The sequence below is a fragment of the Enterobacter sp. N18-03635 genome (assembly GCF_004006055.1).
GTDB lineage: Bacteria > Pseudomonadota > Gammaproteobacteria > Enterobacterales > Enterobacteriaceae > Enterobacter > Enterobacter vonholyi.
The window spans coordinates 4,115,715-4,139,769 of sequence record NZ_CP034769.1 but is presented as its reverse complement, the minus strand read 5'-3'; the positions used below and the strand labels follow the sequence as shown (position 1 = coordinate 4,139,769).

The following is a 24,055-nucleotide window of genomic DNA, read 5'->3' as shown; positions in this document are numbered from 1 at the left end:
TTAGCCAATTGCCATTCGGGATAATTAAACATTATGAAAAATAAAAGGCACAGAAATGAAAAGGATAAAGTAAGGGTGCTTTTTCTGGAGCACCCAATTCTTTAAAGGAAGAATGGACTTGGCTGGAATAAACGTTCGACGTCAGTAATAAACTTTTTATCGGTAAGGAACATAATAACGTGATCGCCTTGCTCAATTCGTAAATTATCATTGGCAATCATGACATCATTTCCGCGCACAACGGCGCCGATGATCGTGCCTGGTGGAAGCTTAATTTCATCGATTGACCGACCCACTACGCGTGACGTGGTTTCATCTCCGTGAGCAACAGCTTCAATGGCTTCCGCCACGCCACGGCGGAGCGATGACACACCGACAATATCCGCTTTACGAACATGGCTCAGAAGCGCTGAAATTGTTGCCTGCTGAGGCGAAATGGCAATATCAATAACGCTGCCCTGAACCAGATCGACATACGCCTTGCGCTGGATAAGCACCATGACTTTTTTTGCCCCCATGCGCTTCGCGAGCATGGCGGACATTATATTTGCCTCGTCATCGTTGGTGACGGCAATAAAGAGATCGACTTGATCAATATGCTCTTCAGCCAGTAGCTCCTGATCGGACGCATCACCATAAAATACGATCGTATTTTGAAGTTTTTCCGCCAGTTCAGCAGCACGCTGTTGATCGCGCTCGATCAACTTCACGCTGTAATCTTTTTCTAACCGATGTGCCAGACCTGCACCGATATTGCCGCCGCCGACCAGCATAATGCGTTTATAGGGTTTTTCGAGACGCTGTAGTTCACTCATCACCGCACGAATATGCTGTGAGGCCGCAATAAAGAAGACCTCATCACCGGCTTCGACAATCGTGGAGCCCTGCGGGCGAATGGGTCTGTCGTGACGGAAAATGGCTGCGACGCGCGTATCGATATGCGGCATGTGCTCGCGCATGGTGGAAAGCGCATTGCCAATCAATGGTCCGCCGTAATAGGCCTTAACCACTGCCAGACTCACTTTGCCTTCGGCAAAGTTTACCACCTGCAGGGCACCCGGATATTCGATCAGGCGGTAGATATTGTCGATAACCAGCTGTTCTGGCGCGATAAGGTGGTCGATGGGGACCGCTTCGGAATTAAACAGTTTTTCAGCATCGCGGACATAGTCCGGAGAGCGAATACGCGCAATTCGGTTTGGTGTGTTGAAAAGCGAGTAGGCCACCTGACAGGCAACCATATTGGTTTCGTCAGAACTGGTTACCGCAACCAGCATGTCGGCATCGTCGGCGCCTGCCTCACGAAGAACACGTGGGTGCGAACCATGACCCTGCACCACGCGCAGGTCAAATTTGTCCTGTAAAACACGCAGGCGATCGCCGTTGGTATCAACTATGGTGATGTCGTTGTTTTCCCCAACCAGGTTTTCCGCCAGCGTTCCGCCAACCTGTCCTGCGCCCAGAATGATAATCTTCATATCTCGTGACCTGTTCTCAACATCACTCTTTGATTAGCTTAGCGTAAAAGAAGCCATCACCCTCTTCTGCACCCGGCAGATTCTGCTGACCCGGGCATTCAGGCGTTCCCGTATCGCGCAGCGCTGCATCCGGGGTACGTTTAAGGAAGGCCGCGATTTGCTGACTGTTTTCTTCCGGCAGCACTGAGCAGGTCGCATAGACCAGCGTGCCGCCGGGTTTAAGATGTGGCCAGATGGCGTCGAGAATGTCGGATTGCAGTTGGGCAAGCTCGTTAATATCACGATCGCGACGCAGCCACTTGATATCAGGATGACGACGAATCACGCCGGTGGCAGAGCAGGGGGCATCCAGCAAAATGCGATCGAATTGTGTTTCGCCACACCATTCTGCTGGTTTGCGTCCATCGCCTTGCTTAACCTGTGCCTTCATGCCCAGGCGCTTGAGGTTGTCGTAGACGCGTGAAAGACGCTGCTCATCAACGTCCACTGCCATCACGCTGGCCTGCGGAGCCACTTCAAGAATATGCGTCGTTTTGCCCCCTGGTGCGGCGCAGAGATCGAGGATCTGCTCACCGTTTTGGGGTTCAAGCCAGGTCATGCAACCCTGAGCCGAGGCATCCTGTACCGTTACCCAACCGTCTTCAAAGCCGGGCAATGCATGTACCGGTGCAGGCGATGCTAAGCGCACGGCATCAGGGTATGCGTCATGGGTGAAGCCGCTCATTCCAGCTTCTTCAAGTAATGCCAGCCATGCGTCACGGGTGTGGTAATTACGATTCACGCGTAACCACATTGGTGGACGCTGGTTGTTAGCATCGGCAATGTCCTGCCATTGCTGCGGATAAGCTTTTTTCAGGCGCTTCAACAGCCAGTCCGGATGCAGGAAGCGCGCTTCGCTTTGGGCAAATTCAGCCAGAAGCTCTTCCTGCTGTCTCTGGAACTGACGCAGTACGCCGTTGATCAGCCCTTTCAGCTGAGGACGTTTAATCGCAACGGCACCTTCCACCGTCTCTGCCAGCGCGGCATGGGGTGGGATGCGGGTATGAAGAAGCTGATAAAAACCCACCATAATCAAATAGTGTACGGTGCGCTGTTTGCCTGTCATTGGGCGTGACATCAGCTTATTAATCAACCACTCAAGTTGAGAAAGCGTGCGCAGGACGCCAAAGCAGAGCTCCTGAAGCAGGGCTTTATCCTTATCAGAGACTTTTTGCTGCAGGGGAGGCAGGACATTGCTCAATGACTGGCCCTGCTCAATAACCTGCTCGACGGCCTGAGCCGCCATACTGCGTAGATTTTGTTTTTTCATAACCGTAAAAATAAAAATGCCCGGAAACACCGGGCCTTAAGAATAAATTTGCTCAGGCAAGACGGTTGCCCGGGATAAACCATTCGCGACGGGAATTTAACAGATCCTGAGCGCTCATGGCTTTCTTACCGGCCGGTTGGAGCGATTCAAGATTCAATATCCCTTGCCCAGTCGCCACCTGGATGCCGTTCTTGTTGGCGTCAACAATCGTACCGGGTTCAGCCGTAGTAGTACCGCTAATGACGGAGGCTTTCCACACTTTCACCGGCTGCTCATCAATCTCCATCCAGCTCATCGGCCATGGATTGAAAGCGCGAATGCAGCGTTCAAGCTGAGCGGCCGACAGGGACCAGTCGATCCGCGCTTCTTCTTTGCTCAGCTTTTCGGCATAAGTCACCAGCGCGTCATCCTGAACTTCCGGTTTCGACGTATTGTCAGCAAGCTGCTGGAGCGTCTCGATAAGCCCTTGTGGACCGAGGTCTGCCAGTTTGTCATACAGCGTGGCGCTGGTATCGTCTGACGTAATGGGGCAGGCCAGTTTATACAGCATATCGCCGGTGTCTAAACCTACGTCCATCTTCATAATGGTAACGCCCGTTTCGGCATCACCTGCCCACAGCGAGCGCTGAATAGGTGCAGCACCACGCCAGCGCGGGAGCAAAGACCCATGCACGTTGATGCAACCCAGGCGAGGCATATCGAGCACAGCTTTTGGCAGGATTAAACCGTAAGCCACCACCACCATTACGTCGGCTTTCAGGTCAGCGACCAGCTGCTGATTTTCCTGTGGGCGTAACGATGCGGGCTGGAAAACGGGTAGCCCATGCTCTTCTGCCAGCACTTTTACCGGGCTGGGCATCATTTTTTTGCCGCGACCAGCAGGACGGTCCGGCTGGGTAAAGACGCCAACAACCTTGTGACCGGAAGATAACAGCGCGTCAAGATGACGCGCTGCAAAATCAGGGGTTCCCGCGAAGATAATTCGTAGTGTTTTAGACACGATGATCCTTGTATCCGGGGGGCGTTATGCGCGAGAACGCAAACGATCCAGTTTTTCTACTTTCTGACGAATACGCTGCTGTTTCAGCGGTGAGAGGTAATCGATAAACAGTTTACCGACAAGGTGATCCATCTCATGCTGAATACAAATCGCCAGCAGGTCATCTGCTTCCAGTTCGAACGGATTACCGTCACGATCCAGGGCGCGAATTTTCACCTTTTCAGCTCGCGGCACTAACGCACGCTGTTCAGGAATAGACAGACAGCCTTCCTCAATACCGGTTTCGCCACTCTTTTCGAGCAGTTCAGGGTTGATCAGCACCAGGCGGCCATCGCGATTTTCAGAAACATCAATCACGATAATACGCTTATGAATGTCCACCTGTGTCGCCGCCAGGCCAATGCCTTCTTCGGCGTACATGGTATCGAACATATCATCAACGATACGCTGGATTTCTGCATTCACTTCTTTGACCGGTTCAGCGACGATGCGAAGGCGCTCGTCCGGAATATGTAACACTTGCAAAACTGCCATAAATTTCCAGAGTCGTGTTCAGGAGTTGATAAGAATACTACCTCTATTCTAGACAAATCCCCCATCGATTGACAGCATCAGTGACCAATCGCAATGATTGCGGAGGCCGCTTATGGCAGGGGAAAGGATGACGTTGACCGAGATATGGCTACGGCTAATACACACAGGGTCTCTGTGTGGTGATGTAATGCTGGAAGCGGCTGCACGACTGCAGAAGCAGGAAGGCATCGACACGCTTGTCTTAAGAAATGCTGGACTGACAGCAAAGCAGGCTGAACGGTTCTTTGCGTTCAATGAGAGTGAGCTGGAACGTAGCCTGCTATGGCTTGAGCAGCCGGGGCATCATTTATTAACGGCCAACCATCCCCTTTATCCCCCTTTGCTTCGCACGATCCCTGATTATCCCGGTGCATTATTCATAAAAGGTAACCCAGAGACGCTTAATACCGTTCAGCTGGCGGTGGTAGGCAGTCGTGCGCCGTCATGGTACGGCGAGCGATGGGGGAAAATCCTGTGCGAACAGCTTACACAAAGTGGTTTCACGATTACCAGCGGGCTGGCCTGCGGTATTGACGGCGTTGCCCACAGCGCGGCACTGTCAGCTAAAGGACAAAGTGTCGCGGTCCTGGGGAACGGTCTTTTTAGCATTTATCCACGCCGACATCAGGCATTGGCGATGCGGCTTATTGAATCTGACGGCGCGATAGTCTCTGAGTTTCCGCTTTCCGCGCAGCCCAGGCCGGCAAACTTTCCGCGTCGTAATCGAATTATCAGCGGGCTTAGCAAAGGCGTGCTGGTAGTTGAAGCTGCGCGGCGAAGCGGTTCACTGGTCACGGCACGATGCGCGCTTGAACAGGGTAGAGAGGTCTTTGCCTTGCCCGGCCCGATAGGTAACCCCGGATGCGAGGGGCCCCACTGGCTGATTAAACAAGGGGCCACACCGGTAACGGAAGTAGGGGATATTCTTGAAAATTTGCAATATGGGCTGCAATGGCTGCAGGAAGATCCCGAAAAGCGACAATATTCATCAGATCAGGGAAAGGTGGCATTGCCATTTCCCAAGCTCCTGGCTAACGTAGGAGATGAGGTAACACCTGTTGACGTTGTCGCTGAACGTGCCGGCCAACCTGTGCCAGTAACGGTAGCACAGCTACTCGAACTGGAGTTAGCAGGGTGGATCGCAGCTGTACCCGGCGGCTATGTCCGATTGAGGAGGGCATGCCATGTTCGACGTACTGATGTATTTGTTTGAGACTTACATCCATAACGAAGCAGAAATGCGAGTGGATCAGGACAAATTGACACAGGATCTTACCGATGCGGGGTTTGAGCGGGAAGACATCTATAATGCGTTGATGTGGTTGGAAAAACTGGCTGATTATCAGGAAGGCCTGGCCGAACCGATGCAGCTTGCTTCTGATCCATTGTCAGTACGCATTTATACCGCAGAAGAGTGTGAAAGGCTGGACGCCAGCTGTCGGGGATTCATCTTATTCCTTGAGCAGATTCAGGTGCTGAACCTCGAAACGAGAGAAATGGTGATAGAGCGCGTCATGGCGCTGGATACAGCAGAATTCGAACTGGAAGATCTCAAATGGGTGATCCTGATGGTTCTGTTTAATATTCCGGGCTGTGAAAATGCCTATCAGCAAATGGAAGAATTACTCTTTGAAGTGAATGAAGGTATGCTGCACTAATTCAATGTGCAGCACCAAGAGTTGTTATGGCCAAATCAGCACTATTCACGGTGCATAAAAACGAGCCCTGCCCGCAGTGCGGGGCTGAACTTGTTATTCGGTCCGGGAAACACGGCCCGTTTCTCGGTTGTTCACACTATCCGGAATGTGATTATGTTCGTCCTCTGAAAAGCCAGGCGGATGGACATATCGTTAAAATTCTGGAGGGTCAGTATTGTCCCGTGTGCGGTGGTGAATTAGCCCTGCGGCAGGGGCGTTTCGGCATGTTTATTGGATGTAGCCGCTATCCAGAATGTGAGCATACGGAACAAATTGATAAGCCTGATGAAACGGCAATTGCGTGTCCTCAGTGTCAGCGCGGTCAGCTGGTACAGCGCCGTTCCCGTTATGGTAAGACCTTCCATTCGTGCGATCGCTACCCTGAATGCCAGTTCGTCATCAATTTTAAACCGGTAGCGGGAACCTGCCCTCATTGCAATTATCCGCTACTGATAGAGAAGAAAACCGCGCAAGGCATGAAACGCTTCTGCGCCAGTAAACAATGTGGAAAGCCGGTTACGGCGGATCAAAATAGTGAATAATAACCTGCCATTAGGCTCCATTGCGCATGCAGTGGACGTACTGAAAAATGAAGAAGTCATCGCCTATCCAACTGAAGCTGTTTTTGGGGTCGGTTGCGATCCTGACAGCGAGACGGCTGTGAGCCGTCTGCTTGCCCTGAAACAAAGACCCGTCGAGAAAGGACTGATTTTGATCGCTGCGAATTACGAGCAGCTTAAACCTTATATCGATGACTCTATGCTGACGCCGGCGCAGCGCGAGACTATCTTCTCCGCGTGGCCGGGACCAGTGACCTTCGTCTTCCCGGCGCAGCCGACAACCCCGCGTTGGTTAACCGGACGCTTTGATTCCCTCGCCGTTCGCGTAACTGACCATCCGCTGGTGGTTGAGCTTTGTCTGGCATTTGGTAAACCGCTAGTCTCAACAAGTGCTAACCTGACCGGATTGCCGCCTTGTAGGACAACCGAAGAAGTGCTGGCGCAGTTCGGGGATGACTTCCCTGTTGCTGTCGGTGAAACGGGAGGGCGCCTGAATCCGTCTGAAATTCGCGACGCTTTGACCGGCGAACGTTTTCGCCAGGGGTAATCTCATGGAAACCTATGCTGTTTTTGGCAATCCCATTGCACACAGCAAGTCACCGTTGATCCATCAGCAATTCGCGGAGCAGCTGGAGATTGATCATCCCTACGGTCGCATACTGGCGCCAGTGGATGCTTTTATCCCAACGCTGGAGGCCTTTTTCGCCGCGGGGGGCAAAGGCGCGAATGTGACGGTGCCTTTTAAAGAGGAAGCCTTCGAACGTGCGGATGAGCTAACCGAGCGCGCTTCACTGGCTGGTGCAGTCAATACTCTAAAACGGCTTGAGGATGGACGCTTTTTGGGTGACAACACCGACGGGATTGGTTTACTCAGCGATCTGGAAAGGCTCTCCTTTATCAAGCCCGGATTCCGGATCCTGCTGATTGGCGCGGGTGGCGCATCGCGGGGCGTTCTGTTGCCTCTGCTTTCACTGGACTGTTCGGTGACCGTTACTAACAGAACCTTTTCCCGGGCAGAAGCGCTGGCGGCGTTGTTTGCGCATACCGGCAGCGTGAGCGCGGTAGCTCTTGACGATCTTGCCGATCGTGAGTTCGATCTTGTCATTAATGCTACATCCAGCGGCATCAACGGTGAGATCCCGGCGATCCCCGCTTCGCTGGTCAGTGCGCATATGTATTTCTATGACATGTTTTATCAGAAAGGGAAGACGCCTTTCCTTTACTGGTGTGAACAACACGGTGCGAAAAAGTTAGCCGATGGACTCGGCATGCTGGTGGGGCAGGCTGCGCATGCGGTGCTTCTCTGGCACGGGGTGTTGCCTGCAGTCGAGCCGGTCATTGAAAAGTTAAAGCAGGAGCTTTCGGCGTGAATCAGGCTATTCATTTTCCGGACAGAGAGAGCTGGGATGAAAGTAAGCAAGCGGTCTGTTTCCCGGTTCTGGTGCACGGCATGCAACTGACCTGTGCCATTCATGGGGAAACGCTGTTGCGTCGTTTTGGCGGTTCAGATCCGATAGCGGTATTTTGCGAAAATCGCTGGGATCTGGAAGAGGAAGCCAGCGATTTAATCCGCGAAGAGCAGGAAGACGATCAGGGTTGGGTTTGGCTATCCTGATCCAAATAATCATTTTTCCATTTTACGTAATTGTTCGCCGAGTATTTTAATCCTTCGATCTCTGCCTCCTTAAGGGGGCGGATCTGTTTTACCGGACTTCCCAGATAGAGATAGCCGCTCTCCAGCCGTTTGTTCTGCGGGACCAGGCTACCGGCTCCAATCATCACGTCATCTTCTACTATGACGCCATCCAGCAAAATCGACCCCATGCCAACAAGTACGCGATTTCCGATAGTGCAGCCGTGAAGCATCACTTTATGGCCGACGGTAACCTCTTCTCCAATGATGAGGGGATTGCCTTCCGGGTTATAGGAGGATTTGTGCGTGACGTGCAGAACGCTACCGTCCTGAATATTGGTACGTGCACCAATCGACACATAGTTAACATCACCCCTGATGGCGACGAGTGGCCAGATACTGACATCATCGGCCATTCGGACATCACCAATCACCACGCTGCTGGCATCGATCATCACGCGATCGCCTTTTTGGGGGAACAGATCTTTATAAGGACGTAATACTGCGGGCATATCTACCTCTAACAATGAGCGCTATACAGAAGACTTTGATCGTATTAATGGATCGAGGCAAGGCAAAATACGTCAATATTTAAGCAGATCGGGCGGGATTTCAGCGAAAAGCGCGGAAAATCAGCAGTCGGAAAAAAAGATCTAAAAAATACTTGTGCTAAAAAATGGGATCCCTATAATGCGCCTCCATCGACACGGCGGATGTGAATCACTTCACAAACAGCCCGGTCGGTTGAAGAGAAAAAATCCTGAAATAACGGGTTGACTCTGAAGGAGGAAAGCGTAATATACGCCACCTCGCAACGGTGAGCGAAAGCCGCGTTGCACTGCTCTTTAACAATTTATCAGACAATCTGTGTGGGCACTCAAAGTGACATGGATTCTTAACGTCGCAAGACGAAAAATGAATACCAAGTCTCTGAGTGAACATACGTAATTCATTACGAAGTTTAATTCACGAGCATCAAACTTAAATTGAAGAGTTTGATCATGGCTCAGATTGAACGCTGGCGGCAGGCCTAACACATGCAAGTCGAGCGGCAGCGGAAAGTAGCTTGCTACTTTGCCGGCGAGCGGCGGACGGGTGAGTAATGTCTGGGAAACTGCCTGATGGAGGGGGATAACTACTGGAAACGGTAGCTAATACCGCATAACGTCGCAAGACCAAAGAGGGGGACCTTCGGGCCTCTTGCCATCAGATGTGCCCAGATGGGATTAGCTAGTAGGTGGGGTAACGGCTCACCTAGGCGACGATCCCTAGCTGGTCTGAGAGGATGACCAGCCACACTGGAACTGAGACACGGTCCAGACTCCTACGGGAGGCAGCAGTGGGGAATATTGCACAATGGGCGCAAGCCTGATGCAGCCATGCCGCGTGTATGAAGAAGGCCTTCGGGTTGTAAAGTACTTTCAGCGGGGAGGAAGGCGATAAGGTTAATAACCTTGTCGATTGACGTTACCCGCAGAAGAAGCACCGGCTAACTCCGTGCCAGCAGCCGCGGTAATACGGAGGGTGCAAGCGTTAATCGGAATTACTGGGCGTAAAGCGCACGCAGGCGGTCTGTCAAGTCGGATGTGAAATCCCCGGGCTCAACCTGGGAACTGCATTCGAAACTGGCAGGCTAGAGTCTTGTAGAGGGGGGTAGAATTCCAGGTGTAGCGGTGAAATGCGTAGAGATCTGGAGGAATACCGGTGGCGAAGGCGGCCCCCTGGACAAAGACTGACGCTCAGGTGCGAAAGCGTGGGGAGCAAACAGGATTAGATACCCTGGTAGTCCACGCCGTAAACGATGTCGACTTGGAGGTTGTGCCCTTGAGGCGTGGCTTCCGGAGCTAACGCGTTAAGTCGACCGCCTGGGGAGTACGGCCGCAAGGTTAAAACTCAAATGAATTGACGGGGGCCCGCACAAGCGGTGGAGCATGTGGTTTAATTCGATGCAACGCGAAGAACCTTACCTACTCTTGACATCCAGAGAACTTTCCAGAGATGGATTGGTGCCTTCGGGAACTCTGAGACAGGTGCTGCATGGCTGTCGTCAGCTCGTGTTGTGAAATGTTGGGTTAAGTCCCGCAACGAGCGCAACCCTTATCCTTTGTTGCCAGCGGTCCGGCCGGGAACTCAAAGGAGACTGCCAGTGATAAACTGGAGGAAGGTGGGGATGACGTCAAGTCATCATGGCCCTTACGAGTAGGGCTACACACGTGCTACAATGGCGCATACAAAGAGAAGCGACCTCGCGAGAGCAAGCGGACCTCATAAAGTGCGTCGTAGTCCGGATTGGAGTCTGCAACTCGACTCCATGAAGTCGGAATCGCTAGTAATCGTAGATCAGAATGCTACGGTGAATACGTTCCCGGGCCTTGTACACACCGCCCGTCACACCATGGGAGTGGGTTGCAAAAGAAGTAGGTAGCTTAACCTTCGGGAGGGCGCTTACCACTTTGTGATTCATGACTGGGGTGAAGTCGTAACAAGGTAACCGTAGGGGAACCTGCGGTTGGATCACCTCCTTACCTTAAAGAACCTGCCTTTGCAGTGCTCACACAGATTGTCTGATGAATGATGAACTTCTGAATGTACTTTTGAGTGCATTAAGAAGTTTTGCTCTTTAAAAATCTGGATCAAGCTGAAAATTGAAACGACACATCTTAATGGTGTGTTCGAGTCTCTCAAATTTTCGCAATCAGAAGTGAAACATCTTCGGGTTGTGAGGTTAAGCGACTAAGCGTACACGGTGGATGCCCTGGCAGTCAGAGGCGATGAAGGACGTGCTAATCTGCGAAAAGCGCCGGCGAGGTGATATGAACCTTTGACCCGGCGATGTCCGAATGGGGAAACCCAGTGTGATTCGTCACACTATCGTTAACTGAATACATAGGTTAACGAGGCGAACCGGGGGAACTGAAACATCTAAGTACCCCGAGGAAAAGAAATCAACCGAGATTCCCCCAGTAGCGGCGAGCGAACGGGGAGCAGCCCAGAGTCTGAATCAGCTTGTGTGTTAGTGGAAGCGTCTGGAAAGTCGCACGGTACAGGGTGACAGTCCCGTACACGAAAGCACACAGGCTGTGAACTCGAAGAGTAGGGCGGGACACGTGGTATCCTGTCTGAATATGGGGGGACCATCCTCCAAGGCTAAATACTCCTGACTGACCGATAGTGAACCAGTACCGTGAGGGAAAGGCGAAAAGAACCCCGGCGAGGGGAGTGAAAAAGAACCTGAAACCGTGTACGTACAAGCAGTGGGAGCACCTTCGTGGTGTGACTGCGTACCTTTTGTATAATGGGTCAGCGACTTATATTCTGTAGCAAGGTTAACCGTATAGGGGAGCCGAAGGGAAACCGAGTCTTAACTGGGCGTTAAGTTGCAGGGTATAGACCCGAAACCCGGTGATCTAGCCATGGGCAGGTTGAAGGTTGGGTAACACTAACTGGAGGACCGAACCGACTAATGTTGAAAAATTAGCGGATGACTTGTGGCTGGGGGTGAAAGGCCAATCAAACCGGGAGATAGCTGGTTCTCCCCGAAAGCTATTTAGGTAGCGCCTCGTGAACTCATCTTCGGGGGTAGAGCACTGTTTCGGCTAGGGGGCCATCCCGGCTTACCAACCCGATGCAAACTACGAATACCGAAGAATGTTATCACGGGAGACACACGGCGGGTGCTAACGTCCGTCGTGAAGAGGGAAACAACCCAGACCGCCAGCTAAGGTCCCAAAGTCATGGTTAAGTGGGAAACGATGTGGGAAGGCACAGACAGCCAGGATGTTGGCTTAGAAGCAGCCATCATTTAAAGAAAGCGTAATAGCTCACTGGTCGAGTCGGCCTGCGCGGAAGATGTAACGGGGCTAAACCATGCACCGAAGCTGCGGCAGCGACGCTTATGCGTTGTTGGGTAGGGGAGCGTTCTGTAAGCCGTTGAAGGTGTGCTGTGAGGCATGCTGGAGGTATCAGAAGTGCGAATGCTGACATAAGTAACGATAAAGCGGGTGAAAAGCCCGCTCGCCGGAAGACCAAGGGTTCCTGTCCAACGTTAATCGGGGCAGGGTGAGTCGACCCCTAAGGCGAGGCCGAAAGGCGTAGTCGATGGGAAACAGGTTAATATTCCTGTACTTGGTGTTACTGCGAAGGGGGGACGGAGAAGGCTATGTTAGCCGGGCGACGGTTGTCCCGGTTTAAGCATGTAGGCGGAGGTTCCAGGTAAATCCGGTACCTTATTAACGCTGAGGTGTGATGACGAGGCACTACGGTGCTGAAGTAACAAATGCCCTGCTTCCAGGAAAAGCCTCTAAGCATCAGGTAACATCAAATCGTACCCCAAACCGACACAGGTGGTCAGGTAGAGAATACCAAGGCGCTTGAGAGAACTCGGGTGAAGGAACTAGGCAAAATGGTGCCGTAACTTCGGGAGAAGGCACGCTGATATGTAGGTGAAGCCCCTGCGGGTGGAGCTGAAATCAGTCGAAGATACCAGCTGGCTGCAACTGTTTATTAAAAACACAGCACTGTGCAAACACGAAAGTGGACGTATACGGTGTGACGCCTGCCCGGTGCCGGAAGGTTAATTGATGGGGTTAGCGGTAACGCGAAGCTCTTGATCGAAGCCCCGGTAAACGGCGGCCGTAACTATAACGGTCCTAAGGTAGCGAAATTCCTTGTCGGGTAAGTTCCGACCTGCACGAATGGCGTAATGATGGCCAGGCTGTCTCCACCCGAGACTCAGTGAAATTGAACTCGCTGTGAAGATGCAGTGTACCCGCGGCAAGACGGAAAGACCCCGTGAACCTTTACTATAGCTTGACACTGAACACTGGTCCTTGATGTGTAGGATAGGTGGGAGGCTTTGAAGCGTGGACGCCAGTCTGCGTGGAGCCGTCCTTGAAATACCACCCTTTAATGGCTGGTGTTCTAACGTAGACCCGTGATCCGGGTTGCGGACAGTGTCTGGTGGGTAGTTTGACTGGGGCGGTCTCCTCCCAAAGAGTAACGGAGGAGCACGAAGGTTAGCTAATCCTGGTCGGACATCAGGAGGTTAGTGCAATGGCATAAGCTAGCTTGACTGCGAGAGTGACGGCTCGAGCAGGTGCGAAAGCAGGTCATAGTGATCCGGTGGTTCTGAATGGAAGGGCCATCGCTCAACGGATAAAAGGTACTCCGGGGATAACAGGCTGATACCGCCCAAGAGTTCATATCGACGGCGGTGTTTGGCACCTCGATGTCGGCTCATCACATCCTGGGGCTGAAGTAGGTCCCAAGGGTATGGCTGTTCGCCATTTAAAGTGGTACGCGAGCTGGGTTTAGAACGTCGTGAGACAGTTCGGTCCCTATCTGCCGTGGGCGCTGGAGAATTGAGGGGGGCTGCTCCTAGTACGAGAGGACCGGAGTGGACGCATCACTGGTGTTCGGGTTGTCATGCCAATGGCACTGCCCGGTAGCTAAATGCGGAAAAGATAAGTGCTGAAAGCATCTAAGCACGAAACTTGCCCCGAGATGAGTTCTCCCTGAGACTTTAAGTCTCCTGAAGGAACGTTAAAGACTATGACGTTGATAGGTCGGGTGTGTAAGCGCAGCGATGCGTTGAGCTAACCGATACTAATGAACCGTGAGGCTTAACCTTACAACGCCGAAGGTGTTTTGGCGAAGAGACACGATATTTTCAGCTTTGATACAGATTTAACAGAATTTGCCTGGCGGCTTTAGCGCGGTGGTCCCACCTGACCCCATGCCGAACTCAGAAGTGAAACGCCGTAGCGCCGATGGTAGTGTGGGGTCTCCCCATGTGAGAGTAGGGAACTGCCAGGCATCAAATTTAGCGTGCTGATATGGCTCAGTTGGTAGAGCGCACCCTTGGTAAGGGTGAGGTCCCCAGTTCGACTCTGGGTATCAGCACCACTTTATACTTAGGTTAAAGTTCGGCAAGAAGTAAAAGAATTTGTCTGGCGGCTTTAGCGCGGTGGTCCCACCTGACCCCATGCCGAACTCAGAAGTGAAACGCCGTAGCGCCGATGGTAGTGTGGGGTCTCCCCATGTGAGAGTAGGGAACTGCCAGACATCAAATAAGTGAGAAGGCCATCCGAAAGGATGGCCTTTTTGCGTTATGATTCTCGTGAAAACCGTAAGCCCGGTAAGCGCAGCGCTACCGGGCAAAAACTGCTGATTAATGAATCACCTGCGACAGGAATGCTCGCGTACGCTCTGACTTCGGATGCGCAAAGAACTCATCCGGTGGCGCCTGCTCAACAATCTCCCCACGGTCCATAAAGATCACCCGATCGGCGACGGTTCGTGCAAAACCCATCTCATGCGTCACGCACAGCATGGTCATGCCGGATTGTGCCAGCCCAATCATGGTGTCCAGAACCTCTTTCACCATTTCCGGATCGAGGGCAGATGTCGGTTCATCAAACAGCATAATTTTCGGTTTCATACACAGTGAACGGGCGATAGCCACACGCTGCTGCTGGCCACCCGATATCTGGCCAGGGAACTTATTGGCATGCTCTGCGATGCGCACTCGCTCCAGGTAGTGCATTGCCAACGCCTCGGCTTCCTTTTTCGGCATCTTCCGTACCCAAATCGGTGCAAGCGTACAGTTCTGCAGAACGGTCAGGTGCGGAAACAGATTAAAGTGCTGAAAGACCATACCCACTTCCTGACGCACGCGTTCGATATTGCGGATATCTTCATTCAGCTCGATACCATCAACCACAATGCGTCCTTGCTGATGTTCTTCAAGATGATTAATACAGCGAATGGTTGTGGATTTCCCGGAGCCAGAAGGGCCGCAAAGGACGATGCGTTCTCCCTGCTTTACCTTAAGATTAATGTCCTTCAGGACATGAAACTGTCCGTACCATTTATTCACACTTTCCAGCGTAATCATCGCGTCGGCGGGTGTCATAGTTATTTGGCTCATAATTTCCTCAGTGCGGTGTACGCCCGGTGTTAAAGCGCTTTTCCAGATGCTGGCTGTAGCGCGACATGCTAAAACAAAAGATCCAGTAGATCAGGGCAGCAAAGACATATCCTTCGGTGGACATACCCAGCCAGACAGGGTCAACGGTTGCCTGCTGCACGCTGCTAAAGAGATCGAACAATCCGATGATGATCACCAGGCTGGTATCCTTGAAGAGGGCAATGATCGTGTTGACCAGACCCGGGATGACCAGCTTAAGTGCCTGGGGAAGAATGACCAGCCCCTGCGTTTTCCAGTAGCCGAGAGCCAGTGATTCCGCCGCTTCGTACTGGCCTTTAGGCAACGCCTGCAGACCACCGCGCACAACTTCTGCAACATAGGCGGACTGGAAGAGAATTACCCCGACCAGGGCACGGATCAGTTTGTCGATCGTTGTGCCTTCAGCCATAAACAGCGGCAGCATGACCGACGACATAAACAGGACGGTGATAAGCGGGACGCCGCGCCAGAACTCAATGAAGATAACGGAGAGCACGCGTACAATCGGCATTTTTGAACGCCGTCCCAGGGCCAGTAAAATCCCCCACGGTAGCGCACCGGCTATCCCCACAGAAGCGATAATCAGCGTCAGCGTCAGCCCGCCCCACTGGCGTGTTTCAACGCGTTCCAGCCCCAGGAAACCGCCATACAACAGCACCCAGACAATAATCGGATAAACCACCGCCCAGACGGCAATATAGCGTCCACGGTGAGGCAGCTTTTTCCAGAACATGACTGCGACAGAGAGCAGGCCGATAACCAGCGCCAGATTAATCCGCCAGCGCTGTTCGTGGGGATACAGCCCATACATGAACTGGCCGAAGCGTTCATGGATAAACACCCAGCAGGCGCCGGCTTTTGTACAGTCTGCCCGAGTTGAACCGACCCAGTTGGCCTGTAAAAACGCCCAGTTCAGCAGTGGAGGAATCAATTCCCACATGAGCCACAGGCAGACAATCGTCAGCAGGCTGTTACTCCAGCTGGAGAACAGATTCTTACGCGCCCAGAGAATGAAACGTCCACCTGTCGAGTTGGCAGGGCGCGAGGAGTGCGACAGTATCGCTTTTGTCATCATAAATCCTTAGCGCTCGACCAGTGCTATACGACGGTTATAGAGGTTCATCAGCAATGAAATCACCAGGCTGATGATCAGATAGACAGACATCGTGATGGCGATGGTTTCAATGGCTTGTCCGGTCTGGTTAAGCACGGTTCCGGCGAAGAGTGACACCATATCCGGATAACCAATAGCGGCGGCCAGCGACGAGTTTTTAACGATGTTGAGATACTGGCTGGTCAGAGGCGGAATGATGACCCGCAACGCCTGCGGAATAATGACCTGGCGAAGCGTCACGGTATGGGGTAATCCCAGCGAGCGTGCCGCTTCGTGCTGCCCGTAAGGTACGGCCTGGATCCCGGCACGAATAATCTCGGCAATAAACGCGGACGTATAAATCGACAGCGCCAATGTTAGAGCTGCCAGCTCGGGAATTAACACCATTCCACCCTGGAAGTTAAAGCCTCGTAGGTGTGGAACATCCCAGTGCAACGCGGCCCCAAACAGCCAGTGTGCCACCAGCGGCAGGCTAACGAGCAGGATAACTGCCGTGGGCCAGGTTCTGCGAAGCTGACCGGTTTTGATCTGATGCTTGCGGTTAAAACGGAATACCCCGGCAGACAGAGCAAACGCTATCACAATCGCGCCGATAAAAGCGTACAGACCTTCACCCGGCAGAGGAGAAGGGATAGACAACCCACGGTTGCTCAGGAAAAAAAGCTCAAACGCGTCGACGGCCTGACGGGGGCCGGGTAGGTTACGCAATACGGCAAAATACCAGAAGAAGATTTGCAGGAGCGGGGGGATATTGCGGAACGTTTCAATATAAACAGTCGACAGCTTCCGCAGGAGCCAGTTTTCAGAAAGACGCGCCAGACCAATAAAGAAGCCCAGAATCGACGCGAAGACGATACAAAGCGCCGATACCAACAGCGTATTCAGTAAACCGACCACGAACACGCGTCCATACGTGTCACCTTCCTGGTAATCAATAAGATGCTGAACAATGCCAAACCCCGCGCTGCGATCTAAAAACGCGAAACCGGAGGTAATGCCGCGATTATTCAGGTTGGTGATGGTGTTATGGATGAGATACACGGCGATGAGAACAACCGCAACAATAGCAATAATCTGGAATAGCCAGGCGCGGACCGCGGGATGAGAAAAGGATAGCGATCCTTTTACGGCTGAGCGGCGATGGGACATAAGAAACCTCAGTAACCATGACTCTGGAGTGGGCACTGCCGGAGCAGTGCCCGTTACAGCTATGACTTAACGTACTGGTGGTGCGTACTGAATACCGCCGTTGTTCCAGAGATTGTTCTGGCCGCGTTTGATCTTCAGCGGGCTTTCCGATCCCACGTTGCGTTCAAAGATCTCAGAGTAGTTGCCCACCTGTTTGATGATGTTGTAAGCCCACTTGTTATCCAGCTTCAGATCCTTGCCAAAATCACCTTCTGTACCCAGCAGGTGTGCCATATCCGGGTTGGATGGTTTAGCAGCTTTCTCATCCACGTTTTTCGAGTTGATGCCCATCTCTTCTGCGTTCAGCATGGCGAACAGCGTCCAGCGAACAATGGAGAACCAGTCTTCATCGCCACGACGTACCACCGGTCCGAGAGGTTCTTTGGAGATCACTTCAGGCAGAACAATCCATTCAGCCGGGTTGCTCAGCTTAATGCGTAAGGCATACAGCTGTGACTGGTCAGAGGCCAGCGTGTCGCAACGGCCGGATTCCAGCGCTTTAGCCGATTCATCCGAGCGGTCGAATGTCACTGGCGTATATTTCATGTTATTTGCTTTGAAATAATCGGCGACGTTCAGCTCGGTATCGGTGCCCGCCTGGATACAAACGGTGGCTCCATCCAGCTCCTTAGCGCTTTTAAGGCCGGCTTTGTTGTGGGTCAGGAAGCCGATGCCGTCATAATAGGTCACGCCCGTAAATGACATCCCCATGCCTGCATCACGGGATGACGTCCAGGTGGTATTGCGGGAGAGCATGTCGACCTCGCCGGACTGCAGTGCCGTAAAGCGTTCTTTCGCCGTCAGCGGGGTGTATTTTACTTTGCTGTCATCACCAAAAACGGCGGCTGCAACGCCACGGCAGACATCCACATCAATACCGGTAAATTTGCCGTTAGCATCGGCATAAGAGAAGCCAGGCAAACCGTCACTGATACCGCATTGAACAAAACCTTTCTTTTTAACGGCATCCAGTGTCGTTCCCGCATGGGCTTGACCGGCTACGGCAAACAACATGCCTGCAGCGGCCAGGCTGGCTATCATCGTCTTTTTCATAATGCATCCTGTGTGGCGAAATTTATCGTTATAGAGGCGTTTTTAAACGCTTTACCTGTCTGTGGCTTTGGCCAACGTTTATAAAGCAAACGTAATGCCAGTTTTGCGTCCGACAAAATTAGAGATGAGTGAACGCTTAATGCTGAGTGTAGACAGGCTTAAATAAAACGAGCGCCCTGAAACGGTGCGAAATTACAACCTGCGCCACAAATTGGAGCAAAAGTTTTGAGTCGCGTCAGGAAAAAGACGAGATAGTTTCTAGCGTGAATATTGGCAGGATATTCAATAATATTAATGTGTGAAAATCATCACAATAGAACCGGTAATTTAAATGAGTATACGAAAAAGATGTGACTGGCTTCAGCATGAAATGAACAGTGCGAATAAATACGGGGCTATTTTTTTACTTATTTGAAAATAGTGCACTGATTAAAAGCAAAAGCGCGGTCAGAGCCGCGCTTTCTTAACAGCAGTTACTTCGTCAGGGCAACAATACCCAGCGTCAAACCCGCCACTGCGGCAGCACCGCCGGCGATAGCACCCGCAGTTTCCCAGTTATCCTGGGTGGTGCCTTTCATACAGGTATTGGTATGAACCAGTCGGCCCTGGTCGTCGTAAACCGGTACACATGGAGAGTCGTGCGCGCAACCAGCAAGCAGCGCAGCGAGGAGTGCAACGGAAATGAATCTTTTCATGATGTTACCTCAGTATTATTTCTCGTCCGCTATAAAGCCAGGAGGGCAATTAACGAACTGGAGGTTATTTTACCACCGGGGTAAGTCCACGTTACACGAGGAATAATCTCAAATTATGTAGTTTGTAAAAATCGTGGAGAAAAGTCGGTTTCAGGACGAATTAATGGAGACCTTATGAAGGGATAATAGAGTGTTTTTACTTAATGCAAATCATCGTATTTTTAACATGACTTTTGCTTAATGCCTAATTCATTGTTTATCTTAAAAATAAAAAAGGCACCCGAGGTGCCTTTTTAGGGGCATGTTAATCTTTATGACGGGTAAAGCGTCGACGGACAACCACAAAGAAGACGGGCACGAAGAAAATCGCCAGAAGCGTTGCGGAAAGCATTCCCCCCATCACGCCCGTACCGACGGCGTTTTGCGCGCCGCTCCCGGCCCCTGAGCTGATCACCAGCGGCATGACGCCAAGGATAAAAGCCAGGGAAGTCATCAGGATCGGTCGAAGGCGCATCCTTGACGCCTCCAGTGTGGCTTCAATGATGCCTTTACCTTCTTTCTCCATCAGGTCCTTAGCAAATTCGACGATCAAAATGGCGTTTTTCGCCGATAAACCAATCGTCGTCAGCAGACCGACCTGGAAATAGACGTCATTGTTTAATCCACGCAGCGACGCTGCGAGAAGCGCCCCAATGACCCCCAGCGGCACAACCAGCATAACGGAGAACGGAATGGACCAGCTTTCATACAGCGCTGCCAGACACAGGAACACCACGATCAGTGAAATGGCGTACAGGGCAGGTGCCTGGTTACCCGAAAGCCGCTCCTGATAAGACATCCCCGTCCAGTCATATCCGATACCGGAAGGCAGTTTTGCCGCGAGGCTTTCCATCATAGCCATAGCCTCACCGGTACTTTTACCCGGGGCTGACTCACCGAGGATCTCCATAGAGGGCATCCCGTTATAGCGCTCCAGTCGGGGTGAACCATAGACCCAGCGAGCGTTGCTAAAGGCTGAGAAAGGGACCATTTCTCCATTCGCGCTGCGCACGTAAAGGTTGTTAATATCTCCTGGCAACATACGGAATTTTGCGTCGGCCTGTACGTAGACTTTTTTCACGCGCCCATGATCGATAAAGTCGTTCACATAGGTGCCACCTAAGGCCGTTGAAATCGTCTGGTTGACGTCAGAAAGACTGACGCCCAGCGCCTGTGCTTTCTCCTGGTCGACATCCAGCTTGAACTGGGGCGTATCTTCAAGACCGTTAGGACGCACGCTAACCAGCAGATCAGAGTGCTCTTTCACCATGTTAAGCAGTTGGTTACGCGCCTGAGTCAGCTGGGTATGCCCCAGGTTAGCCTGATCGATCAATTCAAAATCGAAGCCCGTAGCGGTACCCAGTTCGATAATTGCAGGCAGGTTAAACGGGAACACGAGGCCATCTTTAATCTGACTGAAGGCTTTAGTCGCGCGACCGACAATCGCCTCAACGCCGTTTTTCTGTCCCGGGCGTTCCTCCCAGGGCTTCAGGCTGACGAAGGCAATGCCGGCGTTCTGACCCTGGCCGCTAAAGCTAAAGCCATTTACGGTAAAGACGGATTCGACGTTCGCCTTCTCTTTGTTCAGGTAATAGTCCTGTACCTGGTCGAGCACCTGTTGAGTACGCGTCTGAGTTGCACCTGCCGGGAGTTGAACCATCGTCATGAACACCCCCTGATCCTCTTCGGGCAGAAAGGAGGTAGGTAAGCGCAGGAAGAGCACCGCCATCCCACCGACGATGATGACGTACACCACCAGATAGCGCCCTGTCTTGCGCAAAATACCGCTCACGCTATTGCTGTAGTGCTCCACGCTTTTATCAAAGAGCGCATTAAACCAGCTGAAAAAGCCACCTTTTTTCTGACGATGGTCGTCGGATACGGGCTTAAGCAACGTTGCGCAGAGTGCGGGCGTCAGGATTAGCGCAACCAGTACCGACAGCGCCATAGCGGACACGATAGTCAGTGAGAACTGGCGATATATTGCTCCAGTCGAGCCGCCAAAAAAGGCCATTGGAATAAAGACCGCCGAGAGCACCATGGCGATCCCTACCAGCGCACCCTGGATCTGCTCCATCGACTTCTGCGTGGCCTCTTTGGGCGGCAGGTTATCCTCGACCATGACGCGTTCAACGTTCTCAACGACCACGATAGCGTCATCGACCAGCAGACCTATCGCCAGCACCATGCCGAACATCGTCAGGGTATTGATGGAGAAACCAAATGCCGCCAGAACCGCGAAGGTACCCAGCAGAACGACCGGCACCGCGATAGTCGGGATGAGCGTTGCCCGCAGGTTTTGCAGGAAGAGGTACATGACCAGGAAGACGAGAATGATTGCTTCAAACAGGGTCTTCACCACTTCGTGGATAGAGATTTTTACAAAAGGCGTGGTGTCATAGGGATAGACAACTTTCAGACCCTGTGGGAAGAACTGCTGCAGTTGCGTCAGCTTGCTCTTAATGGCAGCCGCAGTGTCCAGCGCATTTGCTCCGGTTGCCAGCTTGATCCCGAGACCGGTTGCTGCCTGCCCGTTGATTTTAGTGACCATGTTGTAGTTTTCGCCACCGAGCTCAATGCGAGCCACATCCTTCAGATGAACCATCGAGCCGTCCTGATTCACCTTGAGCGTCACGCGGCCAAATTCCTCCGGTGATTTCAGGCGAGTTTGCGCGATGATCGAGGCATTCAGCTGCTGCCCGGGGATGGACGGCGTTCCGCCCAGCTGGCCTGCCGCTATCTGGTCGTTCTGCGTTTTCAGCTGGCTGATAATATCCAGCGGCGTCAGCTGGTATTTGTTCATCGCGTTGCTGTCAAGCCAGATGCGCATCGCATACTGAGCACCAAACAGCTGCACGTCGCCGACGCCAGACGTTCGGCTGATGGCATCTTTGACGTTTGAGGCGACGTAATCAGAGATGTCGTTCTGCGTAAGATTATTGTTGTCTGAAACAAAGCCGGCGACCAGCAGGAAGCTGCTGCTGGATTTCTCCACGCCAATTCCTTGCTGCTGCACCTCTTGCGGCAGCAGCGGCATGGCGAGCTGCAGCTTGTTTTGCACTTGTACCTGAGCGATATCCGGATCGGTTCCTGACTCGAAGGTCAGAGTGATGGTGACGTTGCCCGCTGAATCGCTGGTGGATGACATATACATCAGGTTATCGATACCGTTCATGTTCTGTTCGATAACCTGAGTCACGGTATCCTGTACCGTTTGAGCGTCAGCTCCAGGGTAGGTCGCGGATATAGCCACGGCGGGAGGTGCAATGGTTGGGTACTGTGCGACGGGGAGTTTGAGAATGGCCAGCCCGCCAGCAATCATCAAAATGATAGCAAGTACCCAGGCGAAAACCGGTCTCTGAATAAAGAAATTAGCCATGTCGTCGTCCCTTAACCGGCTGGAGTCGTTGTGGTATCCGGCGTGGCGACGACGGTTACCCCCGGTCTGACTTTCTGTAGCCCGCTGACGATCACGCGGTCACCGTTTTTCAGCCCTTCGGTTACCAGCCAGCGGTCCCCAATCGCCTGAGGCGCAACGACGGTACGCGACTCAACCTGGTTTTTATCGTTCACCACCATCACGGTGGCTTCGCCTCGCGGCGTTCGGGTCACGCCTTGCTGGGGAACCAGAATCGCATCCGGCTGCGTACCTTCATCAATGCGGGCACGAACGAACATGCCGGGTAACAGCAGATGTTGAGGATTCGGGAAAATGGCGCGCAGTGTAATCGAGCCGGTACTTTCGTCCACCGTGACGTCAGAGAACTGCAATGTGCCTTTCAGCGGATAGGGCTGTCCGTTCTCCATCAGTAGCTCAACGCTGCTGACGTTATCGCCTTTTTGCAGGCTCGTTTGTTTAAGGCGCATAAAATCATTGCTGGACTGGGTGACATCGACATAAATAGGATCGAGCTGCTGGACCGTTGCCAGCGCAGCGGTTTGTCCGTTCGTCACCAGCGCCCCTTCCGTCACGCTGGATTTGCCGATACGACCATCGACGGGAGACGTCACCTTGGTATAAGCAAGATTGATTCGTGCACTTTCAACGCCCGCTTTGGCGGCGACGACGCTGGCATCTGCCTGCTGGGCCGTGGCGACGGCCTGGTCATACTCTTGCTTGCTGACATACTGTGTGCCGACCAGCGGGAGATAACGTTTCACCGTCAGGTGCGCAATATTGGCCGCCGCCTGGGCCTTCGCCAGCTCGCCTTTCGCGTTATCATAAGCCGCCTGATAGGTTGCAGGATCAATCTGATAAAGCGAATCCCCGGCTTTTACATCGCTCCCTTCCGTGAAGTTGCGGCGCAGGATGATACCGCTAACCTGCGGACGAACCTCTGCAACGCGGAACGCATCTGTTCTTCCCGGGAGTTCAGTGGTGACAGCCAGAGGCGCGCTTTGCACAATATGCACGCTGACCTGAGGTGCCTGCAGGTGTTGTTGATTTTCCTGACCATCGCATCCAGTGAGCAGTACCGCGCAGACAATGAAACCGGATAAGGGCAAGCGTCTGAAATGATTCGTCATTACTGTTCCTTTAAATACCCATAAACCGATATATGCCGCGAATCGGTAGCGGGGCAGAGGGATAAAAAATAAAATGTAGCTGCGTATAATAATGAGGGTATTTAATCTTTTTTAATTTATAAGTGCGAATGACCATGCTTGCAGAAAAAATCAGAATCAGACCATGTCCATTCAGGGGTATACTTCATGTATATTAATCAGGTAAGTGAGTTTAATGCTTCT

18 protein-coding genes, 1 tRNA gene and 4 rRNA genes are annotated in these 24,055 nt (G+C 52.4%); 11 read left to right on the top strand and 12 right to left on the bottom strand.

Going from position 1 to position 24,055, the window contains the following annotated elements:
* Positions 1-101 precede the first annotated feature (101 nt).
* From trkA to def, 4 genes are read right to left on the bottom strand one after another with little or no spacing between them, the layout of a single operon-like run.
* Complete coding sequence (gene trkA, locus ELK40_RS20570; RefSeq protein ID WP_008503482.1) at positions 102-1,478, bottom strand: Trk system potassium transporter TrkA; 1,377 nt, start codon at positions 1,476-1,478, stop codon at positions 102-104.
* Between the two features lie 22 nt (positions 1,479-1,500).
* The gene (rsmB, locus tag ELK40_RS20565) at positions 1,501-2,787 is read right to left on the bottom strand and encodes a 16S rRNA (cytosine(967)-C(5))-methyltransferase RsmB (RefSeq protein WP_127732450.1); all 1,287 of its coding nucleotides are present in this window, start codon (positions 2,785-2,787) and stop codon (positions 1,501-1,503) included.
* 52 nt (positions 2,788-2,839) lie between these two features.
* Positions 2,840-3,787 carry a methionyl-tRNA formyltransferase gene (gene fmt / locus ELK40_RS20560; protein WP_127732448.1) on the bottom strand — a complete coding sequence of 316 codons (948 nt, stop codon included), beginning with the start codon at positions 3,785-3,787 and terminating at the stop codon, positions 2,840-2,842.
* Positions 3,788-3,811: 24 nt separating this feature from the next.
* Positions 3,812-4,321: a peptide deformylase gene (gene def, locus ELK40_RS20555; protein ID WP_008503479.1), complete on the bottom strand. Its 510-nt coding sequence runs from the start codon at positions 4,319-4,321 to the stop codon at positions 3,812-3,814.
* A 127-nt stretch (positions 4,322-4,448) separates the two neighbouring features.
* Here def and dprA point away from each other — a divergent pair, with 127 nt between their 5' ends.
* Genes dprA through ELK40_RS20525 form a run of 6 tightly spaced genes read left to right on the top strand, consistent with a single transcriptional unit; the run spans position 4,449 to position 8,232 of the window.
* Positions 4,449-5,573, top strand: a complete 1,125-nt coding sequence (gene dprA / locus ELK40_RS20550) for a DNA-protecting protein DprA (RefSeq protein WP_111966072.1) — start codon at positions 4,449-4,451, stop codon at positions 5,571-5,573.
* Positions 5,545-6,018, top strand: a complete 474-nt coding sequence (smg, locus tag ELK40_RS20545) for a DUF494 family protein Smg (protein WP_008503477.1) — start codon at positions 5,545-5,547, stop codon at positions 6,016-6,018. The genes dprA and smg overlap by 29 nt, the downstream gene beginning before the upstream one ends.
* A gap of 26 nt (positions 6,019-6,044) precedes the next feature.
* Positions 6,045-6,599: a topoisomerase DNA-binding C4 zinc finger domain-containing protein gene (locus tag ELK40_RS20540; protein WP_047652855.1), complete on the top strand. Its 555-nt coding sequence runs from the start codon at positions 6,045-6,047 to the stop codon at positions 6,597-6,599.
* Entirely contained in the window at positions 6,592-7,164 is a 573-nt protein-coding gene (gene tsaC / locus ELK40_RS20535; RefSeq protein ID WP_115874277.1) for an L-threonylcarbamoyladenylate synthase type 1 TsaC, read from the top strand. The genes ELK40_RS20540 and tsaC overlap by 8 nt, the downstream gene beginning before the upstream one ends.
* A 4-nt stretch (positions 7,165-7,168) precedes the next feature.
* A complete protein-coding gene (gene aroE / locus ELK40_RS20530) occupies positions 7,169-7,987 on the top strand; it encodes a shikimate dehydrogenase (RefSeq protein ID WP_115874276.1) in 819 nt (272 codons plus the stop codon).
* Positions 7,984-8,232 carry a DUF1488 domain-containing protein gene (locus tag ELK40_RS20525; RefSeq protein ID WP_111966068.1) on the top strand — a complete coding sequence of 83 codons (249 nt, stop codon included), beginning with the start codon at positions 7,984-7,986 and terminating at the stop codon, positions 8,230-8,232. Before aroE ends, ELK40_RS20525 begins: the two co-directional genes overlap by 4 nt.
* Here the strand turns inward: ELK40_RS20525 and ELK40_RS20520 are convergent.
* Positions 8,208-8,762 (bottom strand): gamma carbonic anhydrase family protein, encoded by a 555-nt coding sequence (locus ELK40_RS20520; protein WP_111966069.1) that lies wholly within the window; start codon positions 8,760-8,762, stop codon positions 8,208-8,210. The genes ELK40_RS20525 and ELK40_RS20520 overlap by 25 nt on opposite strands.
* A gap of 471 nt (positions 8,763-9,233) precedes the next feature.
* Between ELK40_RS20520 and ELK40_RS20515 the strand changes: the two genes are divergently transcribed.
* From ELK40_RS20515 to rrf (ELK40_RS20495), 5 genes are all read left to right on the top strand, one after another.
* Positions 9,234-10,775: ribosomal RNA gene (locus tag ELK40_RS20515) — 16S ribosomal RNA — on the top strand.
* A 198-nt stretch (positions 10,776-10,973) separates the two neighbouring features.
* Positions 10,974-13,879: ribosomal RNA gene (locus ELK40_RS20510) — 23S ribosomal RNA — on the top strand.
* Between the two features lie 69 nt (positions 13,880-13,948).
* Positions 13,949-14,064 (top strand): 5S ribosomal RNA (rrf, locus tag ELK40_RS20505).
* Between the two features lie 14 nt (positions 14,065-14,078).
* Positions 14,079-14,154 (top strand) — tRNA-Thr (locus ELK40_RS20500).
* A 43-nt stretch (positions 14,155-14,197) separates the two neighbouring features.
* Positions 14,198-14,313, top strand: a 5S ribosomal RNA gene (rrf, locus tag ELK40_RS20495).
* The 16S, 23S and 5S rRNA genes sit together here with 1 tRNA gene alongside, the layout of an rRNA operon.
* 106 nt (positions 14,314-14,419) lie before the next feature.
* Here rrf (ELK40_RS20495) and ELK40_RS20490 read toward each other — a convergent pair.
* The 7 genes from ELK40_RS20490 to ELK40_RS20460 form a co-directional block, all read right to left on the bottom strand.
* Positions 14,420-15,178, bottom strand: coding sequence for an amino acid ABC transporter ATP-binding protein (locus ELK40_RS20490; protein WP_111965009.1), 759 nt, complete (start codon positions 15,176-15,178; stop codon positions 14,420-14,422).
* Positions 15,179-15,185: 7 nt separating this feature from the next.
* Complete coding sequence (locus ELK40_RS20485; protein ID WP_023309439.1) at positions 15,186-16,289, bottom strand: amino acid ABC transporter permease; 1,104 nt, start codon at positions 16,287-16,289, stop codon at positions 15,186-15,188.
* Positions 16,290-16,298: 9 nt separating this feature from the next.
* A complete protein-coding gene (locus ELK40_RS20480) occupies positions 16,299-17,480 on the bottom strand; it encodes an amino acid ABC transporter permease (protein ID WP_111965007.1) in 1,182 nt (393 codons plus the stop codon).
* A 66-nt stretch (positions 17,481-17,546) separates the two neighbouring features.
* Positions 17,547-18,572 (bottom strand): amino acid ABC transporter substrate-binding protein, encoded by a 1,026-nt coding sequence (locus tag ELK40_RS20475; RefSeq protein ID WP_024906309.1) that lies wholly within the window; start codon positions 18,570-18,572, stop codon positions 17,547-17,549.
* Positions 18,573-19,045: 473 nt separating this feature from the next.
* The gene (locus ELK40_RS20470; RefSeq protein ID WP_008502867.1) at positions 19,046-19,267 is read right to left on the bottom strand and encodes a lipoprotein; all 222 of its coding nucleotides are present in this window, start codon (positions 19,265-19,267) and stop codon (positions 19,046-19,048) included.
* Positions 19,268-19,571: 304 nt separating this feature from the next.
* Positions 19,572-22,685 (bottom strand): efflux RND transporter permease subunit, encoded by a 3,114-nt coding sequence (locus ELK40_RS20465; protein WP_127732446.1) that lies wholly within the window; start codon positions 22,683-22,685, stop codon positions 19,572-19,574.
* Positions 22,686-22,696: 11 nt separating this feature from the next.
* Positions 22,697-23,833, bottom strand: a complete 1,137-nt coding sequence (locus ELK40_RS20460; RefSeq protein ID WP_164850640.1) for an efflux RND transporter periplasmic adaptor subunit — start codon at positions 23,831-23,833, stop codon at positions 22,697-22,699.
* Positions 23,834-24,055: the final 222 nt, after the last annotated feature.